Origin of the sequence: Streptomyces albicerus (assembly GCF_008905045.1) — a bacterium.
GTDB lineage: Bacteria > Actinomycetota > Actinomycetes > Streptomycetales > Streptomycetaceae > Streptomyces > Streptomyces albicerus.
The window spans coordinates 1-15044 of record NZ_VWMY01000133.1 but is presented as its reverse complement, the minus strand read 5'-3'; the positions used below and the strand labels follow the sequence as shown (position 1 = coordinate 15044).

The following is a 15044-nucleotide window of genomic DNA, read 5'->3' as shown; positions in this document are numbered from 1 at the left end:
GGCGTGGCCAGGACCGCGGGGGAGTCCTGGCCACGCCCCCGCCCCGGCCCCCGATCCCCGAGCGGCCGGCTACGACGACAGCGCGGCCCGTACCGCCCGTACCAGCGCCTGGGCCCGCGGATCCGCCGTGACCGTCTTGCGGAAGCCGTTCGTCACATAGCCGAGGGCGATGCCCGACTCGGGGTCGGCGAAGCCGAGGGAGCCGCCGCGGCCCGGGTGGCCGAAGGAGCCCGTGTCCAGGAAGGGCGAGGCCGAGCCGTGGAGCATGTAGCCGAGGCCGAAGCGGGTGTTGATCACCAGGACACGGTCCGGGCCGGCGGACTCCTCCGCGCGGGCCGCCGCCAGCGTCCGCGGCGTGAACAGGTGTGGTCCGCCGTCCACTTCACCGATCAGGGACGCGTAGAAGCGGGCCAGGCCGTCCGCCGTCGCGATGCCGTTCGTCGCGGGGAGCGCGGCCGCCCGGTACGCCGGGTCGTTCTGGTCGGGGAACGGGGTGATCGCGGCGAAGGCCCGGCGGGTGAGGGAGGCCGGGTCGTCGTAGGCCTCGGAGACCGTCCGCTTCGGCCGGGCCCGCAGGCCGCTCGCGTGCTCCGGCGTCTCGATCCGGCCGACCTTCCCCACCCGGCCCGCTTCCTCGGCCGGCAGCCCGACCCACAGGTCCGAGCCCAGCGGTCCGGCGATCTCGTCCGCGATCCAGTCACCGATCCCGCGGCCCGTCACGCGCCGCACCAGCTCACCGGTCAGCCAGCCGTACGTCAGCGCGTGGTAGCCGTGATCGGTGCCCGGCTCCCAGACCGGAGCCTGGCGCGCGACCGCCGCCGCCCCGGCCAGGGGGTCCAGCGCCTCCTCGGGAGTCAGCGGCCGGTCCAGGACCGGAAGTCCGGCCCGGTGCGAGAGCACGTGCCGTACCAGCACGCGCTCCTTGCCCGCCGCCTTGAACTCGGGCCAGTACTCGCCCACCGGCGCGTCCAGGTCCAACTGGCCGCGCTGGTGCAGCAGAAGCAGTGCGGCCGCGGCGACGCCCTTGGTCGCGGAGCGCACGATCTGGGCGGTCCCGGGCTCCCAGGGCGCCGTACCGTCGATGTCCTTCGTGCCGCCCCACAGGTCGACGACCTTGCGCCCGTCCCGGTACACGGCGACGGCCGCACCCCGGTCCCCGAGCACGCCGAAGTTCCGTGCGAACGCTTCCCTGACCGGCTCGAAGCCCTCGGCCACTGTGCCGTTCACGTCCACGTCCGCGCTCCTCGTCGTCCCACCTGTGCCAACGGTGGGTGCAACACGCACGTACAGCCCTCGATTCCTGCGCCGCCTCAGCCCAGCAGGATCGTGACCTCGATGTTGCCGCGCGTCGCGTTCGAGTACGGGCAGACCTGGTGTGCGGCGTCCACGAGCTTCGACGCGATGTCCTGGTCGAGGACGGGCAGCGAGACGCTCAGGGCGACCGCGAGGCCGTAACCGCGCTGCTTGTTGGGGCCGATGCCGACCTTCGTGGCGACCGTGGAGCCGGTCAGGTCGAAGCCCTCGCGGCGACCGACCAGGACCAGCGCGTTGTGGAAGCAGGAGCTGTAGCCGGCCGCGAAGAGCTGTTCGGGGTTGGTGCCGTCGCCGTCGCCGCCCAGCTCCGGGGGCATCGCGACCTTCAGCTCGAGCTGGCCGTCCTGGCTGGTGACATAGCCGTCGCGGCCGCCGTGCGCGGTGGCCTCCGCCACGTACATGATCTTCGTGGGACGGCTGTCGAGCACAGCGGCGTCGGTCTCGGTCATGGATCGCCTCACCCCCGGGGCACCGGAAACAGAGTGCACAAGCACATCGCACACAATGTATCTACCGATTCAGCCCACTTATTACCCGGGGGTAGCAACCGTGGGTAACCCGGTTCAGGCCTGCATTGTCTCCGCCAGCCGCCGCAGATCCTCGCGCAGCCGCTTCACTTCGGCTTCTGTCAGCCGAGTCCCGGCAAGCAGCGCCGACGGTACGCACTCCGCGCGCTCGCGCAGCTCCTCGCCGCGCCCGGTGAGCGCGACGAGCACCGACCGCTCGTCGCGCACGGACCGCTCCCGGCGCACGAACCCGGCCGACTCCAGCCGCTTGAGCAGCGGCGACATCGTCCCGTAGTCGAGCCGCAGGGCGGCGGCCAGCTCCTTGACGGTGACCTCGCCGCGCTCCCAGAGGACGAGCATGACCAGGTACTGCGGGTAGGTGAGCCCGAGCGCGTCGAGGAGCGGACGGTACGCGGCGGTCACGGCCCGCTGGGCCGCGTACAGGGCGAAGCACAGCTGGTCGTCGAGCAGCAACGACCCCGCCGACGGATCCTCTTCGTTCGTCACGCGCCCATTGTCACGGAGCGCGGGTCGAAGCCGAAGGGCAACTCGAGACGGTGCTCCCGCATGAGCTCGTCGTCCGAGAGCAGCTCGCCGGTCTTGCCGTCGGCCGCGATCACGCCCTCGCTGAGGATCAGGGAGCGGGGGCACAGCTCGAGGGCGTACGGCAGATCGTGCGTGACCATGAGCACGGTCACGTCCAACGACCGCAGGATGTCGGCGAGTTCGCGGCGCGAGGCGGGGTCCAGATTGGACGACGGCTCGTCGAGGACCAGGATCTCCGGCTCCATGGCGAGGACGGTCGCGACCGCCACCCGGCGCCGCTGGCCGAAGGAGAGGTGGTGCGGAGGGCGGTCGCCGAAGGCCTCCATCCCGACCCGCTCCAGTGCCGTACGCACCCGCGCCTCCAGCTCCGGCCCCTTCAGCCCGGCGGCCGCGGGCCCGAAGGCCACGTCCTCGCGCACGGTCGGCATGAACAGCTGGTCGTCCGGGTCCTGGAAGACGATGCCGACCTTCCGCCGGATCTGAGCCATGTGCTTCTTGCCGACGGGCAGTCCGGCGACCGTCACGGTCCCGGCGCCACCGGTCAGGATGCCGTTGAGGTGCAGCACGAGGGTCGTCTTGCCGGCGCCGTTCGGCCCGAGCAGCGCCACGCGCTCGCCGCGGCCCACGGTGAAGTCCACGCCGAACAGCGCCTGGTGGCCGTCGGGATACGCGAAGGCCAGTCCGGCCACTTCCAAGGAGGGGGTCACAGGGTCCATCCCAACAGACATACGACGAGCGCGGCGAACGGTAGGGCGAGCGCGTACGACCACTGCGCCCGGGACGCGGTCACCTCGTCGATGACCGGCATCGAACCGGCGTAGCCCCGGCTGACCATGGCGAGATGTACGCGCTCCCCGCGTTCGTACGAGCGGATGAAGAGCGCGCCGGCGGACTTGGCGAGGACGCCCCAGGAGCGGACGCCACGCGCCTCGAAGCCGCGCGACTCCCGCGCGATCCGCATGCGCCGCATCTCGTCCGTGATGACATCCCCGTAGCGGATCATGAAGGACGCGATCTGCACGAGGAGCGGCGGCAGCTTCAACCGCTGCAGTCCCAGGAGGAGTTCGCGCAGTTCGGTGGTCGAGGCGAGCAGTACGGACGCGGCGACGCCGAGCGTGCCCTTGGCCAGCACGTTCCAGGCGCCCCACAGGCCGTTCACGCTCAGGGACATGCCGAGTACGTCCACGCGCTCGCCCTGCGCCACGAACGGCATCAGCACCGCGAAGGCCACGAACGGCACCTCGATCAGCAGCCGCTTCAGCAGGAAGCCGGCCGGGACACGGGCCGCGTACGCCACGGACGCCAGCAGCAGCGCGTACAGCCCGAACGCCCACACCGCCTCGCGCGGCGTCGACACGACGACGATCACGAAGGCGAAGACGGCCGCGAGCTTGGTGTGCGGCGGCAGGGCGTGCACGGGCGAGTGCCCGTGCCGGTAGAGCTTGTGAGCGTGGCCCGCGCCCATGTCAGACGTTCTCGGGAACGGACGAGGGAGACGTGTCGCTCGTACGGCGCCTGCGTATGGCCCAGAAGACGCCCGTGCCCGCGACGACCGTGACGCCCACGCCGATCACGCCCGCGAGGCCGCCGGAGATCCGGGCGTCGGTGAGGCCCTCGATGCTGTAGTCGGCCAGCGGGGAGTCGGCGGCGGCGTGGTCCTCGGCCTTGGCGTCGATGCCCTTGTCGGCGGCGACCTTCTCCAGGCCGTCGGGGCTCGCGGAGGCGTAGAAGCTGACGAAGCCGGCGAGGACCAGGGATGCGGTGAGGCCCGCCAGCCACACCTTGCGGTGGGACCGGGCGGCGACCGGCACCGGTTCGGCGGCCGGGGCGTCGACCAGCTCGCCGCCGACGCGCAGCTTCAGCGGGGCGGTCAGGCCGCGGGCCCCGTACACGAGATCCGGTCGTACGGCGATGACGGCGCCGACCGTCAGTGAGGTGATCGCGGCCTCGCCGATGCCGATGAGGACGTGGACGCCGACCATGGCGGTGAGGACCTGCCCGATGGGCACGTCCGTGGTGCCGCCGATCGCGTAGACGAGTGTGAAGGCCGCGGCGGCGGCCGGCACGGAGAGCACGGCGGCGACGAAGGCCGAGACGGTAATGGAGCGGCGCTTCTTGGGCAGGAGTTTTACGAGGCCGCGGAAGACGGCGTACGCCACGACCGTCGTGACCACCGCCATCACCGTGATGTTCACGCCGAGCGCCGTGAGGCCGCCGTCCGCGAAGAGGATGCCCTGCATGAGGAGGACGACCGAGACGCAGAGGACCCCTGTGTAGGGGCCGACGAGTATCGCGGCCAGCGCGCCCCCGAGCAGATGTCCGCTGGTCCCGGCCGCGACCGGGAAGTTCAGCATCTGCACGGCGAAGATGAAGGCGGCGACCAGGCCCGCGAGGGGAGCCGTGCGTTCGTCCAGTTCACGCCGGGCGCCGCGCAGGCTCACGGCGACGGCCGCCGCGGCGGCGGCTCCGGCGGCTACGGAGACGGGAGCGTCGATAAATCCATCAGGCACATGCACCCGACGATGATAGTGCTCTATTGCGAATAACTTGCAAGAGCGAGGTGTCCACGAATAATCCGGGAGCGCATTTCGGAAAATATGGGACATTGGATAGTAAACGGATCTAAAAGGGAGCGACCGATGCCCGCCGTCGAGCAGTACGCGCGCGCCCACATCGTGACGGACGAGGCGCAGGACCCGCCCGCCGTCCCGGTGGCCCTTCGCTACGACCCCGAGGCCGACCCGCGCAAGGTGCACATCACACTGCCCGGCCACCACGAGTGGGTGTTCGCCCGTGACCTCCTGGAGCAGGGCCTGCGGGCTCCGGCCACCGCCGGCGACGTGAGCATCTGGCCGTGCGGCCGGGTGCAGGCCGTCATGGAGTTCCACTCGCCGAAGGGGGTGGCGGTCGTGCAGTTCGACTCGAAGACCTTGATCCGCTTCCTGCGTCGTACGTATACGGCCACCCCGGTGACCAGCTGAGCCGACTCGGCTGTCGTCAGCTGCCCCCCGTCAGCTGTCCGACCTCAGCTGCCGGCCTTCAGCAGCGCGGCCACGATCGGGCCGGCCGTCTCACCGCCGTGACCGCCCTGCTGGACCACGCCCGCGGCAGCCAGGTCGCCCTTCCAGGCCGTGAACCAGCCGTTGGGCTTCTTCTGGCCGTCGACCTCCGCCGAGCCCGTCTTGGCGCCGAAGTCGGGACCGAGGCCCGCCATCGCCTCGGCAGCCGTGCCGGCCGCCGCCGTGTACTGGAGGAGCTCCTTGAGCTGCGCCTGCGTGGAGGCGGACAGGGAGCGGGACGCCTTCGCGAGGGTGCGGTCGTCGACCGACGGAGACACCAGGTAGGGCTGGCGGAAGGTGCCCTCCTTGGCGGTGGCGACGACCGACGCCATGTTCAGCGGGTTCATCCGGACCCCGCCCTGGCCGATCAGCGAGGCCGCCATCTGGGCCTGCGACTGCACCGGCACCGAGCCGTCGAAACTCGACACCCCGATGGACCAGTTGTCCAGGCCGAGCCCGAACACCTCCTGGGCCTGCTTGGTCAGGTCGTCGTCGTTCAGCTTCTCGGCCTGGCTGATGAAGGCCGTGTTGCAGGAGCGCGCGAAGCTCGCCTTGAACGTGCCGCCCTTGATCTCGAACTTGTCGTCGTTCTGGAACTTCCAGCCGCCGTACGGCTGGAACTTGGGGCAGGGGTGCTCCTTGTTCGCCGACGCCAGTCCCTTGTCGATGAGCAGCGACGCCGTGATGACCTTCATCGTCGAGCCGGGGGCCAGCGAGCCCTGGAAGGCGGTGTTGAAGCCGTGGCCGGAGTTCGCGACGGCCAGGATCTCGCCCGTGGACGGCTTGATGACGACCGCCGACGACTTGGCCTTCTTGGCCACCTGCTGCTCGGCGGCCGCCTGGAGACCCGGGCTGAGGGTCGTACGGACCGTGCCCGGGGTGCCCTTGCTCAGCTCGAGCAGCGTCTTGTCGGGGTTCTTGTCGCTCTCGCTTCCGGAGTCGCCGCTTCCTGAGGACTCCTCGGAGCCCTTGGACTCGGCTCGGATCACCCGCAGCTCGATGCCCGCCTTGCCGCCCGCCTTCTTGCCGTACTTCTCCCGCAAGCCGTCGAGGACCGTGCCCAGCGAGGCGTACTTGGCGGCCGTCAGCTCGGCGCCGTCCCGGTCGAGCGCCTTGACCGGGGGCGTCCCGGCCTCCCCGGTGACCAGCTTGTCGCCGTCCTCCAGGTCCGGGTGCACGACGGCCGAGTGCCAGTCGACCAGCGGCTTGCCGTCCTTGGCGCGGCGGACGACGGTGAGCTCGGACTCGTACGCGAGGGCCTTGGTCATGCCCTTGTAGGAGACCGTGCCCTTGACCGAGAACGGGACGGAGTCGCCCGAGCGCTGCCCGGCGGTGAGGGTCACATCCTTGATGTACGCCTCTTTGCCGTAGCCGGTGAGCAGGGTGCGCGCGGCCGTGGTGTCGTTCGTGGCGGCCGCGGCCGTCGTGACGTCACCGCCCTGCCAGGCCGTGAGGAACGCGGTGGCCGTGGACTTGACCTCGGTCGCCGACAGCGGGCCGCTCTTCACGGGCTTGGCGTCGGAGGCCGTCGACCCCTTGTCGTCGGCCGCCGCTCCACCGTCGTACAGGGTGTAGACACCGAACCCCGCGCCGCCGACGACGACGGCGATCATCCCGCCGATGACGGCCGGCTTCGTCTTGCCGCGCTCGGCGGCGCGCCTTCTGTTCCCCACGGCTTCCGTTCCTTCGCTGCTTCCCCAGTGCCCCCACGCTCCCCTACGAGAACGAGAGTCACCACCCTAGAGTCCCGCTCTGTGAGGGTGAGTTCGGACACCTGCGGATCGGCCACTTGTGGATCGGCGGCTCCGCGCTCAGCCCCCCGCCCGCAGGACCTGGGCCACGATCGGGCCGGCCGCGTCGCCGCCGTGGCCGCCCTCCTCCGTCATGGCCGCGGCCGCGATGTCGCCCCGGAATCCGGTGAACCAGCTGTCGGACGTCTTCTGGCCGTCGACCTCGGCGGAGCCGGTCTTCGCGCCGATGTCGCCGCCGAGGTCGGTCATGGCCTCCTGGGCGGTGCCGCTGGTCGCGGTGAGCCGCATCATCTGCTTCAGCTGGGCGACGGTGCCGCTCTGCAGGCCGCGCGCGGTGGCCAGTTGACGGTCGTCCAGCTCCGGCGACACGAGGTACGGCTGGCGGAACGTGCCCGTGATCGCGGTCGCCGTCACCGACGCCATGTTCAGCGGGTTCATCTGGACCTCGCCCTGGCCGATGGCGTTGGCCGCGCGGTTCGGGCCGCCGGACGCGGGGACGCTGCCGTCGAAGGAGACGATGCCGGTCTTCCAGTCGCCCTTGCCCAGACCGAACCGCTCCTGGGCCTGGGTCGTCAGCGACTCGTCCGTCAGCGGCCTCGCGTCGGTGCCGTCGATGAGCTTCACGAATGCCGTGTTGCACGAGCGCATGAAGCTGCCCGCGAGCGTGGCGCTCTCGTCGGGCTCCATGCCCTTGAGGTTGTTGAACGTCTGGCTCTGCCAGGTGGCGGTCGGCGGACAGGGCGCCGGGCTGTTCATCGAGGTCACGCCGTTGTCGATGAGCATCGCCGCAGTGATGATCTTCATCGTGGAGCCGGGCGCCACCTTGCCCTGGAACGCCGCGTTGAACCCGTCCTCGCGGTTGTTCGCGACCGCCAGCACCTCTCCGGTGCTCGGCTTCACGGCGACCAGCGACGAATTCGCGTACTTCTTGACCGCCTTCTCCGCCGCGGCCTGCACGCTCGCGCTGAGCGCCGTGGGCAGTTTGCCGGCCTTGCCCTCGGCGAGGGTCACCAGCGGGGTGTCGCCCGTGTTCTCGCTCTCGTGGCGGATCGCGAGCTCGACACCGGGCGTGCCGCCGGCCTTGTCGCCGTACCTGTCGCGCAGCGTGTCCAGGATCGGGCCGAGCGAGGGGTACTTCTCCTTGGCCAGGACGGCACCGCTGCGGTCCACGGCCTCGATGGGCGGGCTCGCCGCCTCGCCGGTGACCAGCGTGTCGCCGGTCTTCAGCTCGGGGTGCACGACGGACGGCTGCCAGTCGACCAGCGCCTTGCCCGTGGTCTTCCCGCGTACGACGGTCAGCTCGCTCTTGTACGAGAAGGGCTTGCTCTTGTCCTCGTACGACACCGTCGCCGACACGGAGAACGGGACAGTGGTGCCCGTCGGCGTACCCGGCGTGATCTTGACCTTGGTCAGGTGCGCCTGGCCGGCGTAGGCGACGAACAGGGGCCTGGCGACTGTGGCGTTGTTCGTCAGGGCCGCGGCCGTGGCCGCCTGGCCCTTCTCCCAGGCTGCGAAGAACTTCTTCGAGGTCTCCTCGACCTCGTCGCCGGACGGCGGTCCGGTCTTCGCCGCCTCGGTCTGTGTCGAGCCGCTGTCCCCGGTGACCGCGCTCACTATGTTGTACGCGCCGTACCCGGCGCCCCCCACCATGACGGCGAACACTCCGCCCACGATGGCGGCCTTGGCCCCCTTGCGCATCGCGCGCTCCCCTCCCCGTGAACCTTTCTGAACGCGTTCAGAAGGTGTCTCTACGTTGCACTGTATGCGGGAGGAGTGACGGATGTGGGTGGTGTTCCCCGATTGTTAGGCCCGGGGATCCAGTGCTGGGCCCGGGGATCCGGCGGCGGTCAGACCCAGGTGTCCAGCCACATCCGTGAACGCCAGCTGTCGATGGGGATCGCCTGACCCGTGTAGATCGGGAAGAAGTAGATGAAGTTCCAGGCGATCAGCAGGACGAGCACGCCCGCCGCGGCCGCGCCGATCACTCGGCGGCGCTCGGACGAACCCGGTGGGCCGAGGACGGCGCCGATCATCATCGCCACGGCCAGGCAGAGGAAGGGGAGGAAGACGACCGCGTAGAAGAAGAAGATCGTGCGTTCCTGGTACAGGAACCAGGGGAGGTAGCCGGCCGCGATGCCGCAGACGATCGCGCCCGCGCGCCAGTCGCGGCGGAAGAGCCAGCGCCACAGGACGTAGAGGACCGCGAAGCCGGCCGCCCACCACAGGAGCGGGGTGCCGAGGGCGAGGACCTCGCGCGCGCACTTCTCGCCCGCGTCCGTGGGGCAGCCGTCCTTGCCGGGGAGCGGGGACTCGTAGAAGTACGAGACGGGGCGCCCGGTGACGATCCAGCTCCACGGGTTCGACTGGTACGTGTGCGGCGAGTGCAGGTCGACGTGGAAGTCGTACACCTGGGTCTCGTAGTGCCACAGGCTGCGCCACCAGTCGGGGAACAGCCAGGACCAATTGCTGTTCCGGCCGTCGTTCGCGGCCCAGTCGCGGTAGTAGCCGCCGGTGCCGTCGGTGGCCGAGAGGAACCAGCCGGTCCACGACACGATGTACGTGGCGATGGCGACCGGCACGGTGGCGAGGAAGGCCCAGCCCAGGTCGTGCTTGAGGACCGCGACGTGGGGGCGGCGGGCGCCCGCGACCTTGCGGGAGCCGACGTCCCACAGGACGGTCAGCAGGCCGAACGCGACCAGGATGTAGAGGCCGTTCCACTTCGTGCCGATGGCGAGGCCGAGCATCAGGCCGGCCGCCCAGCGCCACGGGCGGCGGCCCAGGCGGGTGTTCTCGGCGGTGTGCGCGTCGGGGTGTACGACTCCGTCGGCATCCGGTGGAAGCGCGGCGGCGAGGCGTTCGCGGGCCTTGTCGCGGTCGATGACCAGGCAGCCGAAGGCCGCGAGCACGAAGAACATCAGCACCTGGTCGAGCAGCGCGGTGCGGCTCATCACGAAGTGCAGGCCGTCCACGGCCATCAGCGCGCCCGCAAGACAGCCCAGGAATGTCGAGCGGAACAGCCGGCGGCCGATCCGGCACAGCATCAGCACGGACAGCGTGCCGAGCAGGGCCGTCATGAAGCGCCAGCCGAACGGGGTGAACCCGAACATCCACTCGCCGAGCCCGATGACGTACTTCCCGACGGGCGGATGCACCACGTACGCGGCGTCCGTGGGGATCTTGACGTTCCCGCCGTTCTGGAGGATCAGCTCGTTGGCGTTCTTCGCCCAGTTGACCTCGTACCCGCGGTGGATGAGCGCCCAGGCGTCCTTGGCGTAGTACGTCTCGTCGAATATCACCGCCTTCGGGCTGCCCAGGTTCCAGAACCGCATCACGCCCGCGATCAGCGTGATGATCAGCGGGCCGCCCCACGCCGACCAGCGGGTGACGCGGTCGGCGGCCTCCCGGCGGAGCCCGACCGCAGCCCACAGCCGCGGGCTGGGCTCGGTGTACGCGGGCACGAGGCGGTCGCGGACGTCGCTTCTGGGCCCGGCCGAGTAGCCGAACCTGCGCAGCCGCTGCTGCCACGACGGCCGCTGCTCTTCGACGGCCTGTCCCTGCCGGGTGTCCGTGGAGGACGCGGTACTGGTCACCGCGCCATCGTAGGGAACAGGTCTGTGTGAGTCCCGTGGACGGGCCCTACGCGGCCCCTGCGAGGATGGAACCGTGACAGGAACCCTTGTACTCGCAGGCACGCCCATCGGGGACATCGCGGACGCGCCGCCCCGGCTGGTGGCGGAGTTGGCGGGGGCCGACGTCATCGCCGCGGAGGACACGCGGCGGCTCAGGAGGCTGACGCAGGCGCTGGACGTACAGCCGTCCGGGCGGGTCGTCTCGTACTTCGAGGGGAACGAGTCGGCGCGTACGCCCGAACTGGTCGAGGCGCTGGCGGGCGGCGCGCGCGTGCTGCTCGTGACGGACGCCGGGATGCCGTCCGTGTCCGATCCGGGGTACCGGCTCGTCGCGGCCGCCGTCGAGAAGGACATCCGCGTCACCGCCGTACCCGGTCCTTCCGCCGTGCTCACCGCGCTCGCGCTGTCCGGGCTGCCCGTCGACCGGTTCTGCTTCGAGGGCTTCCTGCCCAGGAAGGCCGGTGAGCGGCTGTCGCGGCTGCGGGAGGTCGGGGGCGAGCGGCGCACGCTCGTGTACTTCGAGGCCCCGCACCGGCTCGACGACACGCTCGCCGCGATGGCCGAGGTCTTCGGGACCGAGCGGCGGGCCGCCGTCTGCCGGGAGCTGACCAAGACGTACGAGGAGGTCAAGCGCGGGCCGCTCGGGGAGCTCGCCGCCTGGGCCGCCGAGGGCGTGCGCGGGGAGATCACCGTCGTCGTGGAGGGCGCCCCCGAGAACACGGAATCGCTCGACGCCGAGGAGCTGGTGCGCAGGGTGCGCGTGCGTGAGGAGGCGGGGGAGCGGCGCAAGGAGGCGATCGCCGCCGTCGCCGCCGGCGCGGGGGTGCCCAAGCGCGAGGTGTTCGACGCGGTTGTCGCGGCGAAGCGCTCCGCGAGCTGACCAGCCGTTCCGGTCAGCGCCGTTGGGGCTCGTGTTTGGTGCGGGCTGCCGGTTGTGTGTGGCTGGGCGCGCAGTTCCCCGCGCCCCTTTGGGGCGCGGCCCCATGAGCGGGCAAAGGACGAGCGTGAAAAGCAAAGCTCGGACCGGGTAGTGGGGCCCTTCTGACAAGGAACGGCCAAGACGGGTCCAATAGTCGGCAGGTCTGGTGCATTCGCGTTGGCACAGGCGTCCACTGGTTGAAGGGACGCACCGTCCCTCGTCCAGCGGACCAGAGGAGCCGGCATGAGCGAGATCGCAGGGCGCACCGGGCAGATCACCGGCGGACCCGGCCACCGCACCACGGCGACCGACGTGGTTCACGAGTCGTATTCGTTCGCGTGCATGCGCTGCGGGCACGGCTGGGAGCAGTCGTACGAGATCGAGCACCACATCGACGCCGAGGGCACCGAGTTCGTGACGTACGTGGCCGACGGCCGGGTCGTGCCGTCGCCGCTGAGCCGACCCACCTGCCAGAACTGCGACGGCCATGTCATCCGCATCATGCGCCCGGGACAGGTGTCCTCGGTGCAGAACTCGATGCACCGGTCGGCGCCGGTACGGCCGCGGAAGGCCCCCGATGCCCTGGCGGAGGACCAGGACACGGCGGAGCCGGCAGCGGCCGAGGGGCACCACCACTGGCACCTCTCCGATCTGCTGCACCCGTTCCACCACCGCAAGGCGGGGTGATCCCCCGGTCGCCCCCCTGACGCCGGGCCCCACGTTCAGCGGCCCTCCCCCGCCTCCCCGCGACGTGGGGCCCGGCGTTCCCCCCTGGCGGAACCCCCTTCGTAGGATCGGGGTATGCCTTCCAACGCCGAAGCCCCGCCCGTACCGAACCCCCTCCGGGTGCCGGTCGCCGACTCGCACACCCACCTCGACATGCAGTCCGGCACGGTCGCGGAGGCGCTCGCCAAGGCCGCGTCGGCCGGGGTGACGACGGTCGTGCAGGTCGGCTGCGATCTGAAGGGCTCGCGGTGGGCGGCCGAGACGGCCCTGGAGTACGAGGCGGTCCACGCGACCGTCGCGCTGCACCCGAACGAGGCCCCCCGTATCGTGCACGGCGATCCGGACGGCTGGTCCCGGCAGGGCGCGCGCGAGCCCGGCGGTGACGGCGCCCTGGACGAGGCGCTCGCCGAGATAGACCGGCTGGCCGGGCTGCCCCAGGTCAAGGGGGTCGGCGAGACCGGCCTCGACTACTTCCGCACCGGGCCCGAGGGCAAAGCCGCCCAGGAGAGGTCCTTCCGCGCCCACATCGAGATCGCCAAGCGGCACGGCAAGACACTGGTCATCCACGACCGGGACGCCCACGCCGACGTACTGCGGGTCCTGAAGGAGGAGGGCGCCCCCGAGCGCACCGTCTTCCACTGCTACTCCGGGGACGCCGCGATGGCCGAGATCTGTGCCAGTGCCGGCTACTACATGTCCTTCGCCGGGAACATGACCTTCAAGAACGCCCAGCCGCTGCGCGACGCCCTCGCCGTGGCCCCGCTCGAACTCGTCCTCGTCGAGACCGACGCGCCCTTCCTGACCCCCGTCCCGTACCGCGGACGGCCTAACGCCCCGTATCTCATTCCGATCACGGTCCGCGCCATGGCCGCCGTACGGGGCCTGGACGAGGACGCGCTGGCGGCGGCGATCTCGGCGAACACGGCGCGAGCCTTCGATTACTGACCCATAACGCTCACGCCCGCTCACGGGGGTCCGCACCGGGGGCGGGTCGCGACACTGCGTAGTCGCGGTGCTTTGGAGAGTGACCAATGCTCCGCTAGGTTCCTGAGGCCCGATCCGGACCCCTGGAGCGTGTCGTAGTGAGCAATTCGCAGTACGAGACGTATGGCCCGAACGCGACGTCGACGTACGAGAACCATGAGCCGTACGGTCACGGATACCCGGACACGTATCAGCCCGCGTACGAGTACGAGCCCGCGTATGAATACGAGTACGAGCACGGGCACGCGTACCACGCGTACGAGGATGGGCACGCGTACGAGTACGAGGCGGTCCCCGGGTCGGAGGCGCCGACACTGCCCCGCCAGGTGATGCCCCTCGCCCCGACCGCCGAGATGCCTCGCGTCGGCGGGCGTGCCGAAGCCCGGCGGGCCGCCCGGCGCCGGAAGAACGCCGAGCGGCCCGATGTGCGGCGGCTGCTGCCGCAGGCGCTGGTCGTGGCGTTCCTCGCGGGCGGCACCTCCGCGTTCGTAGCCGACGACAAGGCGATCGAGCTGACCGTCGACGGCAAACCGCGCTCCCTGCACACCTTCGCGGACGACGTGACGGAGCTGCTCGCCGACGAGGGCGTCGGGGTGGGCGCGCACGATGTCGTCGCACCCGCCCGCGGGACCGCCCTGACCAGCGGGGACGAGGTCGCTGTGCGGTACGGGCGGCCGCTGCTCCTCACGGTCGACGGACAGCGGCGCGAGGCGTGGACGACGGCCCACACCGTGGACGGGGCGCTGCGGCAGCTCGGGGTGCGGGCGGAGGGCGCGTACGTGTCGGTCGCGCGCTCCCGGCGGATCGGGCGGGAGGGGCTCGCGCTCGACGTCCGTACCGAGCGGACCGTGACGGTCATGGCGGACGGCCGGGCCCGGACGATCCGTACGAACGTGGCGACCGTCGGCGAGGCCGTGGCGGACGCCGGGATCACGTTGCGGGGGCAGGACACGCTGTCCGTGCCGCCCTGGAGGTTTCCGCGCGACGGGCAGACGGTGACGGTCATGCGGATCACCGGTACGAAGGAGTTGCGCGAGGAGCCGATTCCCTTCGATGTGGAGCGGATCGAGGATCCCGCGCTCTTTCGGGGTACGGAGGTCGTCGAGCGGGCCGGGCGGCCCGGGCTGCGCCGGGTCACGTATGCGCTGCGGACGGTCAACGGTGTCAAGCAGCGGCCGCGGCGGCTCCGGTCCGAGGTGGTGCATGAGCCGCGGAAGCAGGTGGTGAAGGTGGGCACCAAGGCGTTGCCGACGTCCGTGGAGGGCGCCGACAGCCTGAACTGGCAAGGGCTTGCCAACTGTGAGTCGGGTGGCCGGCCGGGTGCGGTCGATTCCTCCGGTGCGTACGGGGGCCTCTACCAGTTCGACACCCAGACGTGGCACAGCCTGGGTGGGTCCGGGCGGCCCCAGGACGCGTCGGCGGCGGAGCAGACGTACCGCGCGAAGAAGCTGTACGTGCGGCGGGGGGCCAGCCCTTGGCCGCACTGTGGGGCGCGCCTCCACGGGTGAGGGGTGTTTTCGCCCTGAAGATCAGCCCCTCCGGCGTTTGAGGAGCGGGGGTTCGGGGGCTGGCCCCCGACGGGGTCTGGGGCGGAGCCCCAGGGGATGGGA

Annotated in this window: 14 protein-coding genes; 5 read left to right on the top strand and 9 right to left on the bottom strand. The window is 71.0% G+C overall.

The genetic code is table 11. The features are described from left to right. Positions 1-69 precede the first annotated feature (69 nt). From GAS53_RS52625 to GAS53_RS52600, 6 genes are all read right to left on the bottom strand, one after another. Positions 70-1233, bottom strand: coding sequence for a serine hydrolase domain-containing protein (locus tag GAS53_RS52625; RefSeq protein ID WP_151484934.1), 1164 nt, complete (start codon positions 1231-1233; stop codon positions 70-72). A gap of 77 nt (positions 1234-1310) precedes the next feature. Continuing rightward, positions 1311-1763: an organic hydroperoxide resistance protein gene (locus GAS53_RS52620; protein ID WP_151484933.1), complete on the bottom strand. Its 453-nt coding sequence runs from the start codon at positions 1761-1763 to the stop codon at positions 1311-1313. Positions 1764-1877: 114 nt separating this feature from the next. After that, complete coding sequence (locus GAS53_RS52615; protein ID WP_151484932.1) at positions 1878-2327, bottom strand: MarR family winged helix-turn-helix transcriptional regulator; 450 nt, start codon at positions 2325-2327, stop codon at positions 1878-1880. After that, positions 2324-3082, bottom strand: coding sequence for an energy-coupling factor ABC transporter ATP-binding protein (locus GAS53_RS52610; RefSeq protein ID WP_151484931.1), 759 nt, complete (start codon positions 3080-3082; stop codon positions 2324-2326). The genes GAS53_RS52615 and GAS53_RS52610 overlap by 4 nt, the downstream gene beginning before the upstream one ends. Next, positions 3070-3831, bottom strand: coding sequence for a cobalt ECF transporter T component CbiQ (cbiQ, locus tag GAS53_RS52605; RefSeq protein ID WP_151484930.1), 762 nt, complete (start codon positions 3829-3831; stop codon positions 3070-3072). The genes GAS53_RS52610 and cbiQ overlap by 13 nt, the downstream gene beginning before the upstream one ends. Before the next feature lies 1 nt (position 3832). After that, positions 3833-4882 carry an energy-coupling factor ABC transporter permease gene (locus GAS53_RS52600; RefSeq protein ID WP_151484929.1) on the bottom strand — a complete coding sequence of 350 codons (1050 nt, stop codon included), beginning with the start codon at positions 4880-4882 and terminating at the stop codon, positions 3833-3835. Between the two features lie 123 nt (positions 4883-5005). On the opposite strand from GAS53_RS52600, the gene GAS53_RS52595 reads away from it, so the two are divergent. Beyond that, on the top strand, positions 5006-5347 hold the full coding sequence (locus GAS53_RS52595; protein WP_151484928.1) for an SsgA family sporulation/cell division regulator: 342 nt from the start codon (positions 5006-5008) through the stop codon (positions 5345-5347). Between the two features lie 44 nt (positions 5348-5391). Here the strand turns inward: GAS53_RS52595 and GAS53_RS52590 are convergent, their stop codons facing one another. The 3 genes from GAS53_RS52590 to GAS53_RS52580 all read right to left on the bottom strand — a co-directional run bounded on the left by GAS53_RS52590 (position 5392) and on the right by GAS53_RS52580 (position 10766). Further along, positions 5392-7098 carry a penicillin-binding transpeptidase domain-containing protein gene (locus tag GAS53_RS52590; RefSeq protein WP_151484927.1) on the bottom strand — a complete coding sequence of 569 codons (1707 nt, stop codon included), beginning with the start codon at positions 7096-7098 and terminating at the stop codon, positions 5392-5394. A gap of 138 nt (positions 7099-7236) precedes the next feature. Beyond that, a complete protein-coding gene (locus GAS53_RS52585; RefSeq protein ID WP_151484926.1) occupies positions 7237-8874 on the bottom strand; it encodes a penicillin-binding transpeptidase domain-containing protein in 1638 nt (545 codons plus the stop codon). 149 nt (positions 8875-9023) lie between these two features. Continuing rightward, positions 9024-10766 carry a dolichyl-phosphate-mannose--protein mannosyltransferase gene (locus GAS53_RS52580; RefSeq protein WP_192583696.1) on the bottom strand — a complete coding sequence of 581 codons (1743 nt, stop codon included), beginning with the start codon at positions 10764-10766 and terminating at the stop codon, positions 9024-9026. A 73-nt stretch (positions 10767-10839) separates the two neighbouring features. On the opposite strand from GAS53_RS52580, the gene rsmI reads away from it, so the two are divergent. The 4 genes from rsmI (at position 10840) to GAS53_RS52560 (ending at position 14942) form a co-directional block, all read left to right on the top strand. Next, the gene (gene rsmI, locus GAS53_RS52575) at positions 10840-11685 is read left to right on the top strand and encodes a 16S rRNA (cytidine(1402)-2'-O)-methyltransferase (protein WP_151484924.1); all 846 of its coding nucleotides are present in this window, start codon (positions 10840-10842) and stop codon (positions 11683-11685) included. A gap of 282 nt (positions 11686-11967) precedes the next feature. Then, positions 11968-12411, top strand: a complete 444-nt coding sequence (locus GAS53_RS52570) for a hypothetical protein (protein ID WP_151484923.1) — start codon at positions 11968-11970, stop codon at positions 12409-12411. Positions 12412-12525: 114 nt separating this feature from the next. Beyond that, positions 12526-13395: a TatD family hydrolase gene (locus GAS53_RS52565; protein WP_151484922.1), complete on the top strand. Its 870-nt coding sequence runs from the start codon at positions 12526-12528 to the stop codon at positions 13393-13395. 137 nt (positions 13396-13532) lie between these two features. Beyond that, positions 13533-14942: a resuscitation-promoting factor gene (locus GAS53_RS52560; protein WP_225859676.1), complete on the top strand. Its 1410-nt coding sequence runs from the start codon at positions 13533-13535 to the stop codon at positions 14940-14942. Positions 14943-15044: the final 102 nt, after the last annotated feature.

Bases quoted from the DNA above. Each gene is read 5' to 3' on its own strand.
- GAS53_RS52620 (WP_151484933.1), bottom strand. From the start codon at position 1,763: ATGACCGAGACCGACGCCGCTGTGCTCGACAGCCGTCCCACGAAGATC.
- GAS53_RS52610 (WP_151484931.1), bottom strand. From the start codon at position 3,082: ATGGACCCTGTGACCCCCTCCTTGGAAGTGGCCGGACTGGCCTTCGCG.
- cbiQ (WP_151484930.1), bottom strand. From the start codon at position 3,831: ATGGGCGCGGGCCACGCTCACAAGCTCTACCGGCACGGGCACTCGCCC.
- GAS53_RS52595 (WP_151484928.1), top strand. From the start codon at position 5,006: ATGCCCGCCGTCGAGCAGTACGCGCGCGCCCACATCGTGACGGACGAG.
- GAS53_RS52585 (WP_151484926.1), bottom strand. From the start codon at position 8,874: ATGCGCAAGGGGGCCAAGGCCGCCATCGTGGGCGGAGTGTTCGCCGTC.
- GAS53_RS52570 (WP_151484923.1), top strand. From the start codon at position 11,968: ATGAGCGAGATCGCAGGGCGCACCGGGCAGATCACCGGCGGACCCGGC.
- GAS53_RS52565 (WP_151484922.1), top strand. From the start codon at position 12,526: ATGCCTTCCAACGCCGAAGCCCCGCCCGTACCGAACCCCCTCCGGGTG.